This is a genomic window from Pseudomonas sp. 008, assembly GCF_016861935.1.
Classification (GTDB): domain Bacteria; phylum Pseudomonadota; class Gammaproteobacteria; order Pseudomonadales; family Pseudomonadaceae; genus Aquipseudomonas.
In genome coordinates, this window is sequence record NZ_BOMA01000004.1 from 57,088 (window position 1) to 75,507 (window position 18,420).

General features: G+C 58.0%; 19 protein-coding genes and 1 other RNA gene. 13 read left to right on the forward strand and 7 right to left on the reverse strand.

From position 1 onward, the window contains the following. Nucleotides 1–21 precede the first annotated feature (21 nt). The gene (locus JUI81_RS09630) at nucleotides 22–576 is read right to left on the reverse strand and encodes a YecA family protein (protein WP_007940361.1); all 555 of its coding nucleotides are present in this window, start codon (nucleotides 574–576) and stop codon (nucleotides 22–24) included. Nucleotides 577–701: 125 nt separating this feature from the next. Between JUI81_RS09630 and JUI81_RS09635 the strand changes: the two genes are divergently transcribed. From JUI81_RS09635 to JUI81_RS09650, 4 genes are all read left to right on the forward strand, one after another. Continuing rightward, nucleotides 702–911 (forward strand): TIGR02449 family protein, encoded by a 210-nt coding sequence (locus JUI81_RS09635; protein WP_007940359.1) that lies wholly within the window; start codon nucleotides 702–704, stop codon nucleotides 909–911. Continuing rightward, nucleotides 908–1,225: a cell division protein ZapA gene (locus JUI81_RS09640; protein WP_018927584.1), complete on the forward strand. Its 318-nt coding sequence runs from the start codon at nucleotides 908–910 to the stop codon at nucleotides 1,223–1,225. The genes JUI81_RS09635 and JUI81_RS09640 overlap by 4 nt, the downstream gene beginning before the upstream one ends. A 30-nt stretch (nucleotides 1,226–1,255) precedes the next feature. Then, a non-coding RNA gene (gene ssrS / locus JUI81_RS09645) (6S RNA) lies at nucleotides 1,256–1,434 on the forward strand. Between the two features lie 87 nt (nucleotides 1,435–1,521). Continuing rightward, complete coding sequence (locus JUI81_RS09650; RefSeq protein ID WP_028939122.1) at nucleotides 1,522–2,127, forward strand: 5-formyltetrahydrofolate cyclo-ligase; 606 nt, start codon at nucleotides 1,522–1,524, stop codon at nucleotides 2,125–2,127. A 35-nt stretch (nucleotides 2,128–2,162) separates the two neighbouring features. Here JUI81_RS09650 and JUI81_RS09655 read toward each other — a convergent pair whose 3' ends face one another. Beyond that, nucleotides 2,163–2,312: a hypothetical protein gene (locus JUI81_RS09655; RefSeq protein ID WP_018927582.1), complete on the reverse strand. Its 150-nt coding sequence runs from the start codon at nucleotides 2,310–2,312 to the stop codon at nucleotides 2,163–2,165. A gap of 200 nt (nucleotides 2,313–2,512) precedes the next feature. On the opposite strand from JUI81_RS09655, the gene JUI81_RS09660 reads away from it, so the two are divergent. From JUI81_RS09660 to JUI81_RS09675, 4 genes are all read left to right on the forward strand, one after another. Then, nucleotides 2,513–2,962 (forward strand): EVE domain-containing protein, encoded by a 450-nt coding sequence (locus JUI81_RS09660; RefSeq protein ID WP_028939123.1) that lies wholly within the window; start codon nucleotides 2,513–2,515, stop codon nucleotides 2,960–2,962. Between the two features lie 129 nt (nucleotides 2,963–3,091). Further along, nucleotides 3,092–4,057 carry an HlyD family secretion protein gene (locus JUI81_RS09665; RefSeq protein WP_019580536.1) on the forward strand — a complete coding sequence of 322 codons (966 nt, stop codon included), beginning with the start codon at nucleotides 3,092–3,094 and terminating at the stop codon, nucleotides 4,055–4,057. After that, complete coding sequence (gene rbbA, locus JUI81_RS09670) at nucleotides 4,054–6,777, forward strand: ribosome-associated ATPase/putative transporter RbbA (RefSeq protein WP_204124168.1); 2,724 nt, start codon at nucleotides 4,054–4,056, stop codon at nucleotides 6,775–6,777. Before JUI81_RS09665 ends, rbbA begins: the two co-directional genes overlap by 4 nt. Then, nucleotides 6,777–7,895, forward strand: coding sequence for an ABC transporter permease (locus tag JUI81_RS09675; RefSeq protein ID WP_019580534.1), 1,119 nt, complete (start codon nucleotides 6,777–6,779; stop codon nucleotides 7,893–7,895). Before rbbA ends, JUI81_RS09675 begins: the two co-directional genes overlap by 1 nt. 60 nt (nucleotides 7,896–7,955) lie before the next feature. Here JUI81_RS09675 and JUI81_RS09680 read toward each other — a convergent pair whose 3' ends face one another. Then, a complete protein-coding gene (locus JUI81_RS09680) occupies nucleotides 7,956–8,363 on the reverse strand; it encodes a flagellar basal body-associated protein FliL (RefSeq protein ID WP_204124169.1) in 408 nt (135 codons plus the stop codon). A gap of 150 nt (nucleotides 8,364–8,513) precedes the next feature. Here JUI81_RS09680 and JUI81_RS09685 point away from each other — a divergent pair, with 150 nt between their 5' ends. The 3 genes from JUI81_RS09685 (at nucleotide 8,514) to JUI81_RS09695 (ending at nucleotide 12,083) form a co-directional block, all read left to right on the forward strand. Beyond that, entirely contained in the window at nucleotides 8,514–9,491 is a 978-nt protein-coding gene (locus JUI81_RS09685) for an NADPH:quinone oxidoreductase family protein (protein WP_019580532.1), read from the forward strand. Nucleotides 9,492–9,672: 181 nt separating this feature from the next. Beyond that, nucleotides 9,673–11,826 carry an S-type pyocin domain-containing protein gene (locus tag JUI81_RS09690; protein ID WP_204124170.1) on the forward strand — a complete coding sequence of 718 codons (2,154 nt, stop codon included), beginning with the start codon at nucleotides 9,673–9,675 and terminating at the stop codon, nucleotides 11,824–11,826. Continuing rightward, nucleotides 11,823–12,083: a bacteriocin immunity protein gene (locus JUI81_RS09695; protein WP_204124171.1), complete on the forward strand. Its 261-nt coding sequence runs from the start codon at nucleotides 11,823–11,825 to the stop codon at nucleotides 12,081–12,083. Before JUI81_RS09690 ends, JUI81_RS09695 begins: the two co-directional genes overlap by 4 nt. A gap of 51 nt (nucleotides 12,084–12,134) precedes the next feature. Here the strand turns inward: JUI81_RS09695 and JUI81_RS09700 are convergent, their stop codons facing one another. Next, nucleotides 12,135–12,749: an energy transducer TonB gene (locus JUI81_RS09700; RefSeq protein ID WP_204124172.1), complete on the reverse strand. Its 615-nt coding sequence runs from the start codon at nucleotides 12,747–12,749 to the stop codon at nucleotides 12,135–12,137. 327 nt (nucleotides 12,750–13,076) lie between these two features. Between JUI81_RS09700 and glpT the strand changes: the two genes are divergently transcribed. Next, nucleotides 13,077–14,426 carry a glycerol-3-phosphate transporter gene (glpT, locus tag JUI81_RS09705; protein ID WP_204124173.1) on the forward strand — a complete coding sequence of 450 codons (1,350 nt, stop codon included), beginning with the start codon at nucleotides 13,077–13,079 and terminating at the stop codon, nucleotides 14,424–14,426. On the opposite strand, the gene JUI81_RS09710 is transcribed toward glpT, so the two are convergent. Next, nucleotides 14,402–15,070 carry a gamma-glutamylcyclotransferase gene (locus JUI81_RS09710; protein WP_019580530.1) on the reverse strand — a complete coding sequence of 223 codons (669 nt, stop codon included), beginning with the start codon at nucleotides 15,068–15,070 and terminating at the stop codon, nucleotides 14,402–14,404. The two genes, glpT and JUI81_RS09710, sit on opposite strands and share 25 nt — an antisense overlap. 385 nt (nucleotides 15,071–15,455) lie before the next feature. On the opposite strand from JUI81_RS09710, the gene JUI81_RS09715 reads away from it, so the two are divergent. Next, nucleotides 15,456–15,899, forward strand: a complete 444-nt coding sequence (locus tag JUI81_RS09715) for a hypothetical protein (protein WP_019580529.1) — start codon at nucleotides 15,456–15,458, stop codon at nucleotides 15,897–15,899. A gap of 14 nt (nucleotides 15,900–15,913) precedes the next feature. On the opposite strand, the gene JUI81_RS09720 is transcribed toward JUI81_RS09715, so the two are convergent. Both JUI81_RS09720 and ubiD read right to left on the reverse strand, forming a co-directional pair. Further along, entirely contained in the window at nucleotides 15,914–16,882 is a 969-nt protein-coding gene (locus tag JUI81_RS09720; protein ID WP_204124174.1) for a CDP-6-deoxy-delta-3,4-glucoseen reductase, read from the reverse strand. Continuing rightward, nucleotides 16,882–18,348 carry a 4-hydroxy-3-polyprenylbenzoate decarboxylase gene (gene ubiD, locus JUI81_RS09725; RefSeq protein WP_019580527.1) on the reverse strand — a complete coding sequence of 489 codons (1,467 nt, stop codon included), beginning with the start codon at nucleotides 18,346–18,348 and terminating at the stop codon, nucleotides 16,882–16,884. Before ubiD ends, JUI81_RS09720 begins: the two co-directional genes overlap by 1 nt. Nucleotides 18,349–18,420 lie beyond the last annotated feature (72 nt).

Consider the following 18,420-nt stretch of genomic DNA (forward strand, 5'->3'; position numbering starts at 1 on the left):
ATGGCTTTTCCTGGCTCGCGATTAATGCAACGACGGTTTGGCGGCTGCTTCGTCGGTTTTCTTGGTTTCAGTGAACAGCAGCAACGGTGCGACGCGCAGGTACTCCATGACTTCCATGTAGTCGCTTTCGCCGTCGTCGGACTCTTCCAGGGCGTCTTGCACCTGAGAAATGGCGGCCAGATCCTGCAGCACTTCAGTCGCTTCAGCGCTGAGGGCATATTCGCGACGGGTCAGGCCGAAGCCAGTGAGGAAGCCCTGGCACCACTGGCCCAGCGCGGCTGCACGCTCGGTGAGCGGCGCGTCGTCGCTCGGCAGCAGCAGAACAACGGTCATGTCGTCGCTGGTAAGCTCGCCCTTGACCATCTCTTGCAGGCCGATCAAGGCGTTGCGAACGTTGTCTTGCGGCTCGCCTTCGAGCAGCTCGGCGGCGTCTGCCAGCCAGCTGTCGGCATCGAAACCGGCACCGGCGCAGCTACGGCCGAGCAGCAGGCCGTGCAACTCGGCAGGCGAGACGGGATGGCCGCTGGTACTCAGCAGGGTGGCGAAGGCTTGGTACGGAGAATTCTGAATGGGCATGGGTAGCTAGGCGCCAGACGGCGCTATGTCTAGAATGAAGGCCTTGTATCCTACATCGACAGACTCGCCAAGACTATTAAAGGCTGTCCGCCAGCTACCTCCCATCAGACGAACACGTGGACACAATGGAAGACACCGACCTGCAAGCGCTGATGGCCAGACTCGAGCTGCTGATTACCCGAGTCGAGCAACTAAAGAGTCAAAACGCACTCTTACTAGCTCAAGAAAAGACCTGGCGCGAGGAACGCGCGCACCTCATTGAAAAAAATGAAATCGCCCGGCGTAAGGTCGAATCGATGATTTCGCGCCTCAAGGCCCTGGAGCAAGACTCATGAGTTCAAGCAATAGCGTTACCGTGCAGATCCTCGATAAAGAATATTCGATCATCTGCCCCCAGGAAGAGCGCAGCAACTTGATCAGCGCCGCCCGCTACCTGGACGGCAAGATGCGCGAAATCCGCAGCAGCGGCAAAGTCATCGGCGCCGACCGCATTGCCGTGATGGCTGCGCTGAACATCACGCACGACCTTCTGCACAAGGAAGAACGTCCGGATGTGCAGGCCAGCGGTTCGACCCGCGAACAGGTTCGCGACCTGCTGGACCGCGTCGATCTGGCGCTGTCGACCGATCCGGATGTCACCAAGGGCTGATTCGCCAGGCCGCTTGAGTTATACTCGCATCACTCCCTGGGGTGCTTGCCAGTTGACCACGTCCCTGAGCCGATTCGCACTACCCTGGAGGTTGCACGTTGGGCTGGTGTGCATGTCCGCTAGACGGAAAGCCTTAAAGCCTACTGCATCTTCCACCTTGAACTTTCGGGTTCAAGGGCTAAGTCAGCAGCGGTTCATCCGGGGAGCCTGATTTCAATCCGATGCCGGTTTTCATACCGGCATCGGCATGTTTACGGGTACGCTTTTAGTACTCGCACTTTCTGAAGCCTGAATCCATGACCGAACCTGCGCTGCTGCCCCGACCGCAACTTCGACGCATGCTGCGCAAGGCCCGCCGCGCACTGACCCCCTGTCAGCAACGCGAAGCCGCTCGCGGGCTGTATAAGCAATTGGCCCAGCACCCGCTGTTTCGCCGCGCAAAACACATCTCCCTGTACCTGCCCACCGACGGTGAAATCGACCCGCGCCTGCTGATGCGTGCCGCGCAACGTCGGGGCAAGGCGACGTACCTGCCGGTACTCAGCGCCTGGCCGCGAACCAAAATGGTGTTCCAGCGGATTCGCCCCGGCGAAAAGCTCAAACCCAACCGTTTCCGTATTCCAGAACCACGGGCCAATATCGCCCGGCAACGCAAAGTCTGGGCGCTGGATCTGGTGTTGCTGCCATTGGTGGGGTTTGACGATGTCGGCGGACGCCTGGGGATGGGCGGCGGCTTCTACGACCGAAGCCTGGCGTACCTGGCGCGCCGAAAAAACTGGCGCAAGCCGACGCTGCTGGGCTTGGCCCATGAATGTCAGAAGGTTCAACGATTGGCTCAGGCGAGCTGGGATGTACCGTTGCAGGGCACGGTCACTGACAAGGCGTGGTATTTCGCGGGCTAGACGCCACTGATCTCAGCGGCGTCCAGGCGACAGGTTCAGCGCTTGAACGCCGACGGCTGTTGCTGCGCGATCTCGACGGGAGCATCGGGTTTGTTGTTCCACAGGCTTTGGGCATAGCCGGTGGTCACGACACCAAGGCCGAATAAAATAACCAAAATCCATAGTAAATCCGGTTTGCGTTTCATCGACTGCCCCCCAAAGGCACATCAACACGATGACAGCAGCGGTTTCCGTTGTAGGTGTAGGCCGTGCAGCAGCGTCAAGCTAAGAAGGCCGGCATTTTGCGACAACGTGAACCGACACGCAAACGCTGGCGTCAACCGACTGTCGGTTTGTCATAAAATTGCCTGACCACTTGCCCACCCACCTCGCAAGGAGCAAAAACATGGCTTATTGGCTGATGAAATCCGAGCCCGACGAACTCTCCATCAAAGACCTGGAGAAGCTTGGCCGAGCGCGCTGGGACGGGGTTCGCAATTACCAGGCGCGCAACTTTTTGCGGGCCATGGCAGTGGGCGACGAGTTTTTCTTCTATCACTCCAGCTGCCCTGAGCCGGGGATTGCCGGGGTCGGAAAGATCGTCGAGGCAGCGTATCCGGACCCGACGGCGCTGGAGCCCGAGAGTCATTACTTCGATCCGAAGGCCACTGCCGAGAAAAACGCCTGGAGCGCGATCGATGTCGCTCACATCGAAACGTTTTCCAAGGTGCTGAAGCTCGACTATCTGAAACAGCAAACGGCGCTGGCCGAAATGCCATTGGTGCAGAAAGGCTCGCGACTGTCGGTGATGCCGGTGACAGCCGAGCAATGGGCGGCGGTGCTTGGCCTGCGCTAAATAATGCACAACCGCCGGTCACGCAGGCTTACCTTGCCAACCGGTCAAGCTTGCCCTTCAGTTGACTAACATCAAGGTGCTCAGGCGCGTTCCTGTCAGACTGGGACGCTATAGACGCAGGATGCCGACATGTCGACGCACAGCCGCTCTTCGCTTTTCTTCGTTTTTTTACTGGGGGCTGTATTGCTGGCCGCCGGAGGGTTTGGTTATTGGCGGTCGACCGTTAACCGACTGCCCCAAGGGTTGTCTGTCGGCAATGGTCGACTTGAAGCCACTGAAGTGCAGATCGCCAGCAAAACACCCGGTCGATTGGCTGAAGTGCTGGTGGACGAAGGCGACAAGGTAACCCAGGGGCAACTGCTGGCCCGCATGGACACCCGTACCCTCGAAGCCCAGCGCAACCAGGCTGAAGCCGAAGTGATACGCGCCCGGGAAAATCTTTCCGCGGCCCAGGCCAATGTGAAACTGCGCCAGAGCGAGCAACTGCTTGCCCAGCAAGAGCTCAAGCGCTCCCAGGCATTGTTCAATCGCGGTTTCGCCAGCGGCCAGATCATCGACCAACAGCAGTCACGCTTCGACACCGCCAACGCGGCTGTTACTGCGGCCCGCGCACAGGTGTCCGCCGTCGGCGCCGCCATTGGCGCTGCACAGGCGCAAGTGGCTCAGTTAAACAGTGAAATCGACGACAGCAGTTTGCGAGCCCCCATCGACGGGATAATTCAGCTTCGCATGGCCGAACCCGGGGAAGTGCTCGGCGCCGGAGGGCGAGTGTTGCTGCTGATTGACCCGAATGACCAATACATGAACCTCTACCTTGCAGCCTCCGTCGCCGGACGCCTGGCGGTCGGCGATGAAGCGCGGATCCTGTTGGACGCCCTGCCTGACCAGCCGTTGCCGGCAAAAATCAGCTTCGTGGCGGCCAAATCGCAGTTCACGCCCAAAGAAGTCGAGACCCGCGATGAACGTCAGAAACTGGTGTTTCGGGTCAAGCTACGCCTGACCCGTCCCAGCGCCGTGCCCCAGGCCAAACCGGGGATGCCCGGCAATGGCTACGTGCGCACCGCTCCCATTGACTGGCCGGCCAATCTTCAATGACCGGCCTGGCACTGCATGCCACTCGTCTTCAACACCGCTATGGCGAACGGCATGCGCTGACTGACATCACGCTCAGTCTGCCCACTGGTACCCGGTGTGGGTTGATTGGCCCGGATGGCGCCGGCAAATCCAGCCTGCTGGGATTGATCGCCGGCGTGAAGACGCTACAGGAGGGCCAACTGGAAGTGCTCGGCGGCTCGATCCAGGACCGGCGCCACCGCAACAGCCTCTACTCGCGCATCGCGTTCATGCCTCAAGGTCTGGGCGGCAACCTGTACCCTGATCTGTCGATCCGCGAGAACATTCACTTTTTCGCCACACTGTTCGGGCTCTCCGCGGCCGAAAGCGATCAGCGCATGCACAGCCTGCTACAGGCCACCGATCTACTGCGATTTGCCGAGCGCCCGGCCGGCAAGCTGTCGGGCGGAATGAAACAGAAGCTCGGACTCTGTTGCGCACTGATCCATGAGCCGGATTTGTTGATCCTCGATGAGCCGACCACTGGCGTCGACCCTTTGTCCCGACGGCATTTCTGGGAGTTGATCGATGATGTTCGGCGCCAACGCCCGCAACTGACGCTACTGGTCGCCACCGCGTACATGGAAGAGGCCGAACAGTTCGAACACTGCCTGATGCTCGACGGCGGCAAACTGATCGCCGCCGGTTTGAGCCGCGATCTGGCGGCGGTAACCCCCAGCGGCAAGCTCGATGAAGCCTTCACCCACTTTCAGGGCGACACCGGCCACGACAACCAGCCGCTAGTGATCCCTCCCCGAACCAATGCTACGGCCGACATCGCCATCCAAGCCCATGACCTGACCCTGCGCTTCGGCGATTTCACCGCTGTGGATAAAGTCAGCTTCGCCATCGGCCGCGGCGAGATCTTCGGGTTTCTGGGCTCCAACGGCTGCGGCAAAACCACCACCATGAAAGTGCTTACCGGACTGATTCCGGCCAGCGAAGGCAGTGCCACGCTGCTGGGCAACCCAGTGAACGCCAAGGATCTGGCCACCCGCAAGCGCGTCGGCTTCATGTCTCAGAGCTTCTCGCTCTATGGCGAACTCAGCGTGCGGCAGAACCTGGACCTGCATGCGCGACTGTTCGATCTGCCCCAGGCCGACAGCACTCAGCGCATCGACGAATTGATCCAGCGCTTCAGCCTGGCCAGCGTCGCCCATCAGCCGTCCGGTGCATTGCCGCTGGGTCTGCGTCAACGATTATCCCTGGCGGTGGCGGTGCTGCATCGCCCGGAAGTGCTGATCCTCGACGAACCTACCTCCGGCGTCGACCCGGCGGCGCGGGACGATTTCTGGCGACTGCTGATCGAACTGTCCCGTGAACAGGACGTGACGATCTTCCTGTCCACCCATTTCATGAACGAAGCCCAGCGTTGCGACCGCATCTCATTGATGCACGCAGGCAAGGTTTTGGCCTGCGACACCCCGGCAGCACTGCAACAGCAGTTCAACGGCCAGACACTTGAGGCCGCGTTCGTCACCTGCCTGGAACAGGCCCAGAGCCCGGTCGCGACAGAGGCACCACCAACGCCCATCGACACAACGCTCGCACCCACCCCATCGATGAAAGACCATCGCTTCAGCTTTGGGCGACTGCGGGCATTGGCGAGCCGTGAAGGCAAGGAACTGCTGCGCGATAGAGTACGCCTGGCCTTCGCGCTGCTCGGGGCGATGCTCATGATGGTGATTTTCGGCTACGGCATTTCCCTGGACGTGGAGAAACTCGCCTTCGCGGTCTACGACCAGGACCAGACCCCGCAAAGCCGGGCTTATCTGGAGGCCTTCCGCGGCTCCCGTTACTTCGACGAGCAACCCCCGATAAGCGATCCGGCGCAGTTGCATCGACGACTGCAGCGCTCGGAAATCAAACTGGCGCTGGAGATTCCCCCCGGATTCGGTCGGGATCTGTTCGCCGGTCGCCAGCCTACGGTGGCGGCCTGGCTCGACGGCGGTATGCCGTTTCGCGCTGAAACCAGCCGCAACTATGTGGAAGCGGTACACCAGGCCAACCTGGAGCAACTGGCGGATCAGTCCAGTCCCGCACCACCCCGGCAAGCGCCAGCCAAACTGGAAACCCGTTTCCGCTACAACCAGGATGTCGTCAGCGTCAACGCCATCGGCCCTGGAGTGATGGCGCTGATCCTGGCGTTCATCCCGGCCATGCTGACTGCGCTGGGCATTGTGCGGGAGAAGGAACTGGGCTCGATCACCAACTTCTACGCCACACCACTGACCCGCCTGGAGTTCCTGTTAGGTAAACAGGTGCCGTATCTGGCCGTCAGTCTGATCAATCTCGCCGTGCTGGCGGCCATGAACCGCTGGCTGTTCGGCGTACCCTTCAAGGGCAGCGCATTGACCCTGGCCTTCGGCGGGCTGCTCTACGTGCTGGCGACCACCAGCATGGGGATGTTGATTTCGGCGTTCACCCGAACCCAGATCGCCGCGATTCTCGGCACCATGATCATCACCAGCCTGCCGACCATCCAGTTTTCCGGTTTGATCGTGCCGCGATCGTCCCTCGATGGTGCGGCCGCGGTCATGGGGATGCTGTTTCCGGCAGGCTATTTTCTCGATATTGCTGTCGGCACCTTTACCAAGGCGCTGGATATCCGGCAGTTGTGGCCACAATGCCTGGCACTGTTCGGGTTCTTTCTCGGGTTCACCGGGCTCAGCCTGGCCATGCTGAAAAAGCAGGAGGTCTGATGCATAAGCTTGCGCACATCCTGCGTCTTGGCCTCAAGGAACTCACCAGCCTGCGACATGACAGTGTATTGCTGCTGTTCCTGTTCTACGCCTTTACAGTGGCGATCTACATGCCGGCCGCGGGCTCAGTGATCGGCGTGCACAACGCCAGTGTGGCCATGGTCGATGAAGATCACAGCCCCATGTCACGCCAACTGGCCCAGGTTCTGCGGCCGCCGGAATTTCAACCGCCCGTGCCGCTGCCTTATGGTCAGCTGGACGAGGTGCTGGACAACGGGCGGTACACCTTCGTGATCAATGTTCCAGCCAATTTTCAGGCCGATCTGCTGGGCGGCCACCAGCCGGCGGTGCAGGTCAACGTCGACGCCACGGCCATGAGCCAGGCGTTCATGGGGGCAGGCTATATCGGGAGGATTTTCCAGCGCGAGCTGCTGACCTACAGTGGCCAGAGCGATGCGGCGAGCCAGACACCCGTGCGGCTGACAACACGAGCGCTGTTCAATACCAATCTGGAGGGTGGCTGGTTCCTGGCGGTGATTCAGATCGTCAACAACATCACGATCCTGGCCATCATCCTGACGGGCACGGCGCTGCTGCGTGAACGCGAGCACGGCACCCTCGATCATTTGCTGGTGCTGCCACTGACGGCACTGGAAATCATGCTGGCGAAAGTCTGGAGCAACATGCTGGTGGTGGTGTTGTGCACCTGGGTGTCGCTGGAAGTCATTGTCAAAGGCGCTCTTGGCGTGCCGCTGGCTGGCTCCATGAGCTTTTTCTTGCTGGTAACGGCGGTTTATCTGTTCGCCAGCACGGCGCTGGGGATATTCCTCGCGACCCTCGCCCGCTCGACACCGCAGTTCGGCTTGTTGGCGATTCCGGTGATTATCCCGATGTTGCTGCTTTCCGGGGGCAGTACGCCCCTCGACAGCATGCCGCAATGGCTGCAATGGGTGATGCAGGGCTCGCCATCGACGCACTTCGTCAGCCTCAGCGCCGCGATACTGTTTCGCGACGCCGGCATCGGCGTGGTCTGGCCGGACTTGCTGGCATTAAGCGCCATCGGCCTGCTGTTCTTTACCATTGCGCTGCTGCGGTTTCGCAAGAGCCTGGCGTCCTGAAGGGCCGAGTCACCCTTCGCGGGCAAGCCCGCGAAGGGGCCGCCCCAGACAACAAAAGTCTTACTGGATAATGAGGTTGTTGAACAACAGATCCTCAACCACCGGTTTGCCAGTCTCGTCGTTCATCACTTGCTGAGTCTGCTTCAAGGCTTCCTGACGCAGCTTTTCCTTGGCCTCGACGTTGTTCATGGTTTCAGTGGTCTGCTGGGCAAACAACGCCACCAGCTGATTGCGGATCAGAGGCTCATTGGCCTTCACCGCCTTGGTCGCCTCGTCACCGGTCACCCGTAGCGCCACATCGGCCTTGTAGACCTTGAGCTTCGGCGTACCGTCCAGCCCATAGTTGCCCACGAACGGCGGGCTCAGGGTGATGTAGTTGACCTTCGGGGCTTCACCTTCTTTGGCTTCTTCGGCCATCGCTACCACAGGCAGAGACAGGGCCAGCATCAACATGATCCACGCTTTCACAATTCGCTCCTTATCCGGTTTGCGGCCTAGCATAACGACCCGCCGCTCAAGCACAAGCTTATGGCTGACTATCAGGGCCGGGCATGCTCGTTGACCCGTTAACTCACACACCTACACTTATCGGCCATCACTCCCAAAGGAATAGCCCTGATGAAAGCCGTGCTGTGCAAAGCCTTCGGCCCTGCCGAATCGCTGGTGCTGGAAGACGTCGCCAGCCCCGCCCCGAAGAAGAACGAAATCCTGCTGGACGTGCACGCCGCCGGGGTGAATTTCCCGGACACGCTGATCATCGAGGGCAAATACCAGTTCAAACCGCCCTTCCCGTTTTCACCGGGTGGCGAAGCGGCTGGCGTGGTCAGCGCTGTGGGGGAAAAGGTCAGCCACCTCAAGGTCGGTGACCGGGTCATGGCCCTGACTGGCTGGGGCAGTTTCGCCGAGCAGGTCGCGGTGCCGGGCTACAACGTGCTGCCGATCCCGCCATCGATGGACTTCAACACTGCTGCCGCTTTCAGCATGACCTACGGCACTTCGATGCACGCCCTCAAGCAACGGGGCAACCTGCAACCCGGCGAAACCTTGCTGGTGCTCGGCGCGTCCGGCGGCGTCGGCCTCGCCGCCGTGGAAATCGGCAAAGCCATGGGCGCCCGGGTGATCGCCGCCGCCAGCAGTGCGGAAAAACTCGCGGTAGCCAAAGCCGCCGGCGCCGATGAGCTGATCAACTACAGCGAAACCAGCCTCAAGGACGAAATCAAACGCCTGACCGACGGCCAGGGCGCCGACGTGATCTACGATCCGGTGGGCGGCGACCTGTTCGATCAGGCCATCCGCGCCATCGCCTGGAACGGCCGTCTATTGGTGGTCGGTTTCGCCAGCGGACGTATCCCCGAACTGCCAGTGAACCTGGCACTGCTCAAAGGTGCCGCAGTGGTCGGCGTGTTCTGGGGCTCGTTTGCCCAGCGCCAACCACAGGACAACGCGGCGAACTTCCAGCAGTTGTTTCACTGGTTCGCCGAAGGCAAGTTGAAGCCGCTGGTGTCGCAGGTGTATCCACTGAGCAATGCGGCGCAGGCGATCAATGATCTTGGCCAGCGCAAGGCAGTCGGGAAGGTGGTGGTTCAAGTTCGCTGAATCAGCGCGGGGCACAAAAAGGCCAGGACAACCGACAAAGTTGTTCTGGCCTTTTCATTGACAGGTTTGAAAAGCTGGCAGCAACACATTAATTTTCAATTGGCGTGGTGGTAATTATGTAACGCCCTCTCTGCAAGATTTTGCATTAGTTTGATTCCATACAGACACAAGGAGTAACTGTATGAGCGATCAAAACTGGCAGCCGGGCCAGACCTTACATATAGATGCAACCGAGATTAATCCATACAAACAACAAAGCTACTCACGAGTCTTTCAAGGCGGCGGATACCTAAACAGGATACAAGGCGACTTTCGAATGACACCGAGCGTTGCCGAAAGAACATTGAGCCTTAACAGCGATATAAAAAACGACTACGAGGCCAAACTTAATAACCTTCCTCAGCAAATACAGACTGAGCTCTCTACTAATGGCGCAACAAGCACAGCAACAGCCATACCAGTCGATTCACCCAGCATCGAACGCGACCAATTAATCGTCAATCGGCTAATTCAGCTGAGAACAGAACGTTTGCAAAGCAGCTTGAAAGAGGCCAACTCGTTTTATGGCAGCGACCCAAACAACAAATCAAATCAGGAGTATATAAGTACCTTCAATCGCTACATTCGCCAAGATTACAGCGCGAGGGAAACACACAAACATTGGGCACGATCTTACGCCGCCGGATATTCGGTCAAACTTTATACCGAATCCATCCGTCTTCTTACGCAGCGTTCAAATCAGCTCAATGCCGCTTATGCGGATGCGTTGGTTCGTCAAGAGGCAGCACGGCAAGCAGAGGAACAGGCTCGTCAGAAGGCAGCACGGCAAGCAGAGGCTCAGGCTCGTCAAAAGGCGGCGCGGCAAGCAGAGGCTCGGGCCAGGGACATTGCGGAGCAGCAGGCCAAAGCAGAGTTTCGGGCCAAGCAAGAAGAATCAAGGAGAGCGGAACAACGAAGGAAGCAGCAGATCGCGACTGAACTCGCTGATCGGTTCGATGCAATGCTTCACCAACTCACCCAGAACCAACCTGAGGGTATTGACGAAAAACTGCGATGGATGAAGGAAAAATACCAAGAACTGTATGCTGAAAACCTCAAAGCGTCTGAAGCGGAACGCAAGGTCGGAGGCTTCTACGGCCTTCCAAAGAGCAGCAAACGCTGGGGCTCGCTGGAAAAAGTACAACATAATATCGAGGCATTAGTCCGGGTAAAACATGGGATCGAAAACGTAAACCTGACGACGGTCGGCGGCGCGGTAGCATCCGCTCAACCTTTAGTCATCACTCCGGACGGGGTGATCGCCGGGTATGAAGGTGCGCCCTTCTCTGTAAGTAGAGCAACTGAGTCCCTGAGCAACCTGCGCGCCTTGGCAATTAGTGGACCGGTGGCCGCTTTTTTTGCATCAGTGTTCTACACACCGACGCTAGGAAACGGTGAACTTCAACGCAATCCTGTCGTGGTCACCATCCCGTTGTCGCAATTTGGAGAAGACGAGGCATACACCCCTATCCGACACAAAGGCAAAGCCCAAACGGATTGGTTGCCATACCGTGTCGTAGCGTCAGTACACGGAGAACACACCCAACTCTATTTCACCCCGTCTGGTAACTCACCGTTCGTCCAAGTAAGGCAAGTAAAACTTGATCCTGAGACGAATCTCTACACCTTCACGACGGAAGGCCTTCTACCAAGAACGCTGACCTGGATACCGAATAATGCGCCTGGTGATGATTCTCTAGGCTCAACGGAGTTACCTGCTCATCAATCTGACATCAAGATTTACCCAGGCGCCAGAGTCACGCAAATAGAGGGTCGGACTGACGAACATCCAATGTGTGATCAGGCCGACGTTGATGATTACATTTTGGAGTTTCCAGCAGAGTCGGGAATTGAACCCGTCTATGTCATGGTCAGCCGTTCGGGCCCGCGCTATGAGCCGGGTACGGTGACTGGAATGGGTCAAGCCGTTGGGGAGAATTGGCTCGGTAGCGCGGGGGAGGTTGGTGGTGCTCCGATTCCTGCTCAGATCGCGGATCAGTTACGTGGTCAGGACTTCAGGAGCTTTGATAAATTCAGGGAGGAATTCTGGAGGGCTGTGACAAATGATTCAGAATTGAGCAAGCAACTCAGTCCTCTAAACAAAGCGATCGCAAAAGGTGGATACTCACCCTATGCCCCTCGAAGCGAACAAGTGGGCGGACGTGAAAAATTCGAAATCCACCATGTGCTTCCTATTGGTAAAGGCGGCGAAGTCTATAATATTGACAATATGGTAATAACAACTCCAAAAGCTCATATTGCTGAACACTCAAAGGACAATGGTGAGTCTCTATGAATCCAATCAAACCTTACGATCAATATACCGAGTCTGAATTCCTAGAGATGATCAATAGATTGTTTCTCGGCGAATACTCATCCGAAGAAGAGCTGGATACTCTTGTTCACCAAATAGTCGATGCCTCTGAGCACCCGAATGGTACTGATATCCTTTTCTATCCTGAGCAAGATATTGACAATTCCCCCACTGGAATACTGAACAGCATCAAAGAATGGCGTAAAGAAAACGGTAAACCAGGCTTCAAACCCGAATAGTTCAAGTCGTGTAAAGGAGTGCAGCCGCACAGCCGCACTCCACATTGTCCATTACAGCAGCTCGCGAATATCCTGTGGCAGAAAACGCACAAACCGGCTCGTAGGATGCGTATTACAGCTCCGAACAATTGAAGGAGCACTTTTGTTGAGTTTGGCGATAAGTGCCAGACGTTTCTCCTCCGGAAATTGCGTTGGCGAAATAGAGTGGGTCAGATAACTGCGTGTCCAATTGAAAACTGGCAGATCCACCCACGAGAAATCCGAAAAATGCTGTGCTACTCGACTGACGTCTGAACAACGCAACTTCTTCAATTCTTCGTTAGCGTGAATAGGCGGGGTATCGTCCAGCCTGAAGACCATGGGCGCGACTACCTGAATTTGCGCCGGGCGATCGCCGCTGATTTCCCATGGCTGAAATCGCCATTGGCTGACCGCAGATTGGGAGGCTTCGGCGAGGTCGGGGTGGGCGTCTTTTGGAACAGCCACATTGCTCACAGATCCATCAGCATGAACGGTCAAGCTGACCCGCACTTCGCCAGTGATGCCAGCCCGGTTAAGTGCCCTAGGGTAAGTCGGCTTGGGATTGTCCGTCGGTATCAGGAACACCGCACCTGCGCGGACACCGCTGGAAATCACACACAAAACAACCAATGCAAACCACCGCATAAACCCCACCCCTTCGCGACTGAAATGCCAAACCTGGCAACAGCGCAAAGGTAAGGCTCTGCGACCTCAAGCAGAACGTCGCGACTTCCCATTCAAACGCAGGACATTTCCCAAAGCCCCATCCTACTCCGGACCGAAATGCGGCATTAAGGGCTGCACAGGACGTTTCCCACACCGCCCTTCACTTACACCTGAGCGACATGTTCATAAAGGAACATGCAATCTCCAACATTTCCGCTGTTTTGCCGATGCGAACCGGTGCTATTTTCGGTAACGAAACTGTAACATTCGCATCCGCAGTCAAAACAAGAAATCTGGAGCTCTTGAATGTTTGCTTTCTTTCGTCCTGCCGCACATCAGGCTCCATTGCCTGAAGAAAAAATAGACAGCACCTACCGACGCCTTCGCTGGCAGATCTTCGCCGGGATTTTCATTGGCTATGCCGGTTACTACCTGCTGCGCAAGAACTTCACCCTGGCGTTCCCGGACCTGATCGCCCAAGGCTATACAAAAGGCCAGCTGGGTGTGGCGATGTCGGCGATTGCAATCGCCTACGGCCTGTCCAAGTTTCTGATGGGCATCGTGTCCGACCGCTCCAACCCGCGTTACTTCCTGCCCTTTGGCCTGGTGGTGTCCGCCGCGGTGATGTTCGTTTTCGGTTTCGCACCTTGGGCCACCTCCAGCGTGACCATGATGTTCATCCTGCTGTTCATCAACGGCTGGGCGCAAGGCATGGGCTGGCCGCCGAGCGGGCGAACCATGGTGCATTGGTGGTCGCAGAAAGAACGTGGCGGTGTGGTTTCGGTCTGGAACACCGCGCATAACGTTGGCGGTGGCTTGATCGGCCCGCTGGCGATTCTGGGCATGGGCTGGTTCAACGACTGGCACAGCAAGTTCTACGTACCGGCTGCCGTGGCGCTGTTGGTCGCCGTGTTTGCCTTCATTGTGATGCGCGATACTCCGCAGTCGACGGGCCTGCCGCCGATTGAGAAGTACAAAAACGATTACCCGGAAGGCTACGACGCCAGTCACGAAGAGGAATTCAGCGCCAAGGACATCTTCGTCAAATACGTGCTGCGCAACAAAATGCTCTGGTTCATCGCACTGGCTAACGTTTTCGTCTACCTGCTGCGCTACGGCATTCTGGACTGGGCGCCGACCTACCTCAAAGAGGTCAAGCACTTCGACTTCGACAAGACGTCGTGGGCTTACTTCCTGTACGAGTGGGCGGGCATTCCCGGCACGCTGCTGTGCGGCTGGATGTCGGACAAGATCTTCCGTGGCAACCGTGGCCTGACCGGCATGGTGTTCATGGCGTTGGTGACCGTTGCGACGATCGTGTATTGGCTGAATCCGCCGGGCAACCCGATGATCGACATGATCTCGCTGTTCGCCATCGGCTTCCTGATCTACGGCCCGGTGATGCTGGTCGGCCTGCAGGCGCTGGAACTGGTGCCGAAGAAGGCCGCGGGTACGGCCGCAGGCTTTACCGGCCTGTTCGGTTACTTGGGTGGTTCCGTCGCGGCCAGCGCCATGATGGGCTACACCGTGGACTATTTCGGCTGGGATGGCGGCTTCATTCTGTTGGTCGTTGCCTGCCTGCTGGCGATGGCGTTCCTGGCACCCACCCTGGGCCACAAAAACGCCGCCAGTCAGGGCCGCGAAGCGCTCGCCTGATCTGCCTTTGATTTGCAGCGCTTGAGCCGCGCCTCCAGATTCCGGTCTGGCATGGCGTGGCTACGCAGGGCGTGGGCGGTCTGCTCGACATACTCGCGAGTGGTGCCATAGCGCCCGCAAGCGTTCTCGAATACCTGGCTCAGCACGTGATCTGGCAGGTTGCCAGCATAGCTGGGCAGGTGCCGCTCCAATACAAATCCCAATGCCTGAACCTGGTTTCCGTTTTCAAGACGGCAGTTGAGCCAGTGTGGACGATAGGAAGGGAATGGCATCTCGCGCTGCCAGAGTGCATAAAGTGAAGCCTCGAGTTGTTCTTCGGGCAAGCGATAGGCGAACCCGCTGCACGAACCACCGCGATCCAGGCCAAATACCAGCCCCGGCACTTCCGGCGTGCCGCGATGCTCGTGGGACCACAGGTACAAACCACGATGGTAGCCATGCACCCGGCCGCGCACTCGCTCAACCGCCACACATTCAGGCCGCCAGATCAGCGAACCATACGCGAATAGCCAGACCGGCCCACCCTTGTGGCGCGCCATGGTCGACTGCATCGAGCTGAGCAATTGTTCGTGTGTAAGCTGCGGCCCCAGATCGAGCCGCGGAGGGTAAGCCAGATTCAAAAAAGCAGATTCGATGGCGCTCATGGCAATGAAATTTCGGCCCAGCAATTATTACAAAATATAAACAACTTTCACTTCATAGAACATATAGCAGTAATACTAAAACGAAAAGTACTAAGCGCCCTATGACCTTGCGCCCCCCATAAAAAATCCAATACTGAAGCTGGAGGGCTTGGCTATATACCCTAATATCATTTAAGAGAATTCTTAAATACCAGAACGAAATATACATAAGCATTCGGCGCGTCTAGGATAAAGCTCACTTAGGAGAAAACACCTACAAACCCTTCGGATTTACCGCCTACCCATTGCAGCTTTACGTCGCGTATAACGGCCACCCAAAGACGCAAACCAAACTGCCTCAAAGGCCTGAATAATGAAAACACCATGGATTTACGGGTTACTTCTAATGCTCACGGCGCAGCACTCGCTGGCCGAGGACACCTCTGCGAAAGACACCGGCTCCTGGTATTTGCAGGCCAGCGTCTATACCAGACACTTCTCCCCCGACTCCGACCACAATAACAATCAGGACCTCATCGGTCTTGAGCGCGAGCAAGCGTCCGGTTGGTTGTTTGGTGGCGCAACTTTTCGCAACTCGTTCAGCCAGCGTTCATATTATGCGTATGCGGGCAAACGCTACGAGAGTGCTGACTATCCCGTGTACATAAAACTCACCGGTGGTCTGTTGCAAGGTTACAGCGGCAAGTCTCAGGACAAGATCCCTCTGAATCACTTCGGGGTCGCGCCGGTGATCATTCCTTCAGTCGGGGCACACTACGGACCATTGGCAGCCGAGCTGGTATTGCTCGGCTTCAATGCCGCCATGGTGACAACCGGGGTGCGCTTCTAGAACGGTTCACGCACCTATGATCGCGGGGCGTAAGCAAATACATCGGCACGCATTTGATGGGCATCCATCCCCGCTTCGACCAAAGCATCGAGCGTGCCATAGACCATGGCTGGAGAGCCGCTGGCATAGACGTGCAGTGCTTTCAGATCAGGGAAATCTTCACACACCGCCTCATGCAACATGCCGCAACGCCCCTGCCAGCCGCATTGATCGCTGACGACTTTATGCAGGAACAGATTGGGCAGCTTCAGCCATTCATCCCAATGTTCGATCTCATAAAAGTCTTCGGGACGACGTACGCCCCAATACAGGTGCACCGGATGCTTGAAGCCCGTGGCGCGACAATGTTCGATGAGGCTGTGGATCTGGCCCATGCCGGTACCGGCAGCAATCAGTACGAGAGGACCGTTCGGCAGTTCCGCCAGATGGGTGTCGCCGAACGGCATCTCGATCCGCACCATCGGGTTGCGTTGGAGCTGTTCGATCAGGCTCAGCGCGCTGCTTTCGCGCGCCAGCACATGAATTTCCAGGTCGCGGCCGGAATGCGGTGCTGAGGCCAGGGAAAAAGCGGATTTCTCGCCATTCTCACGCTCGATCATCAGGTACTGGCCGGCGTGATAGCGCGGTGGCTTGCCCGCTGGCGCACGCAGACGCACGCGCCAGGTATCGCCACCGACGTCCCTGCATTCAATGACCTGACACGACACGCTGCGCACCGGCAGTTCTCCCAGCGCGAGCACGCCATCCCACAACACGATGCAGTCTTCCAGCGGCTCTGCAATGCAAGTGTAGAACTCGCCATGGTCGCGCACATCGCCTTCCTGTTCGACCCGCCCTTCCACCAGCAACGCGCCGCACACATGGCAATTGCCGTTACGACAGCTTTGCGGGCATTCATAGCCCAGGCGACGCGCGCCATCGAGAATCCGCTCGCCGGGCAGAATCTCAAGCACTGCTCCGGAGGGCTGCAAGGTTACACGCATCAATCTATTCCTAACTGATTCCAGATGGCATCGATCCGTTGGGTAACGGCTTCATCCTTGACGATGACCCGGCCCCACTCGCGGGTGGTTTCGCCTGGCCATTTATGCGTGGCATCGAGCCCCATCTTCGAACCCAGGCCGGAGACCGGCGAGGCGAAGTCCAGGTAGTCGATCGGCGTGTTATCGATCATCACCGTGTCGCGCTTGGGGTCCATGCGCGTGGTAATGGCCCAGATCACGTCGTTCCAGTCCCGTGCGTTGATATCGTCGTCGGTGACGATAACGAACTTGGTGTACATGAACTGTCGCAAAAACGACCAGACACCGAGCATTACCCGCTTGGCGTGGCCGGGATACGACTTCTTCATGGTCACGATGGCCATGCGGTACGAGCAGCCTTCGGGCGGCAAGTAGAAGTCAGTGATCTCCGGAAATTGCTTCTGCAGGATCGGCACGAACACTTCGTTCAGCGCCACACCGAGAATCGCCGGCTCATCCGGCGGACGGCCGGTGTAGGTGCTGTGGTAGATCGGCTTGATCCGATGGGTGATGCGCTCGACGGTGAACACCGGGAAGCTGTCGACTTCGTTGTAGTAGCCGGTGTGGTCGCCGTACGGACCTTCATCGGCCATTTCGCCCGGATGAATCACGCCTTCGAGGATGATTTCAGCCGTGGCCGGTACTTGCAGGTCGTTGCCGCGGCATTTCACCAGTTCGGTGCGATTGCCCCGCAGCAGACCGGCGAAAGCGTATTCGGAGAGGCTGTCCGGCACCGGTGTCACGGCGCCAAGAATGGTGGCCGGGTCAGCGCCCAGCGCCACGGACACCGGGAACGGCTGGCCGGGGTGTTTTTCGCACCATTCGCGGTAATCCAGCGCGCCGCCACGGTGGCTCAACCAGCGCATGATCACCTTGTTGCGACCGATCACCTGTTGACGGTAGATGCCGAGGTTCTGGCGATCCTTGTTCGGACCTTTGGTGACAGTCAGGCCCCAGGTGATCAGCGGGCCGACATCGCCTGGCCAGCAGGTCTGCACCGGCAACATCGCGAGGTCGACATCGTCGCCTTCGATGACCACTTCCTGGCACACCGCGTCCTTGACGACTTTCGGCGCCATCGAGATGATCTTGCGAAAGATCGGCAGCTTGGACCAGGCGTCCTTCAAACCTTTCGGCGGCTCGGGCTCCTTGAGGAACGCCAGCAACTTGCCGATTTCGCGCAACTCGCTCACCGCCTCTGCACCCATGCCCAGCGCCACGCGCTCAGGCGTACCGAACAGATTGCCGAGCACAGGGATGTCATAACCCGTGGGCTTTTCGAAAAGCAGGGCCGGGCCTTTGGCGCGCAATGTGCGGTCGCAGACCTCGGTCATTTCGAGCACTGGGGACACCGGAACCTGGATGCGCTTGAGTTCGCCGCGCTGTTCCAGGCCGCTGATAAAGTCGCGCAAGTCGCGATACTGCATGCGTGAGCCTCGTTTTGGCCGTGGCGTTCGGGGGTGGCAGTTTAGCGCCGAACCCCTCAGTTCAGAACCACG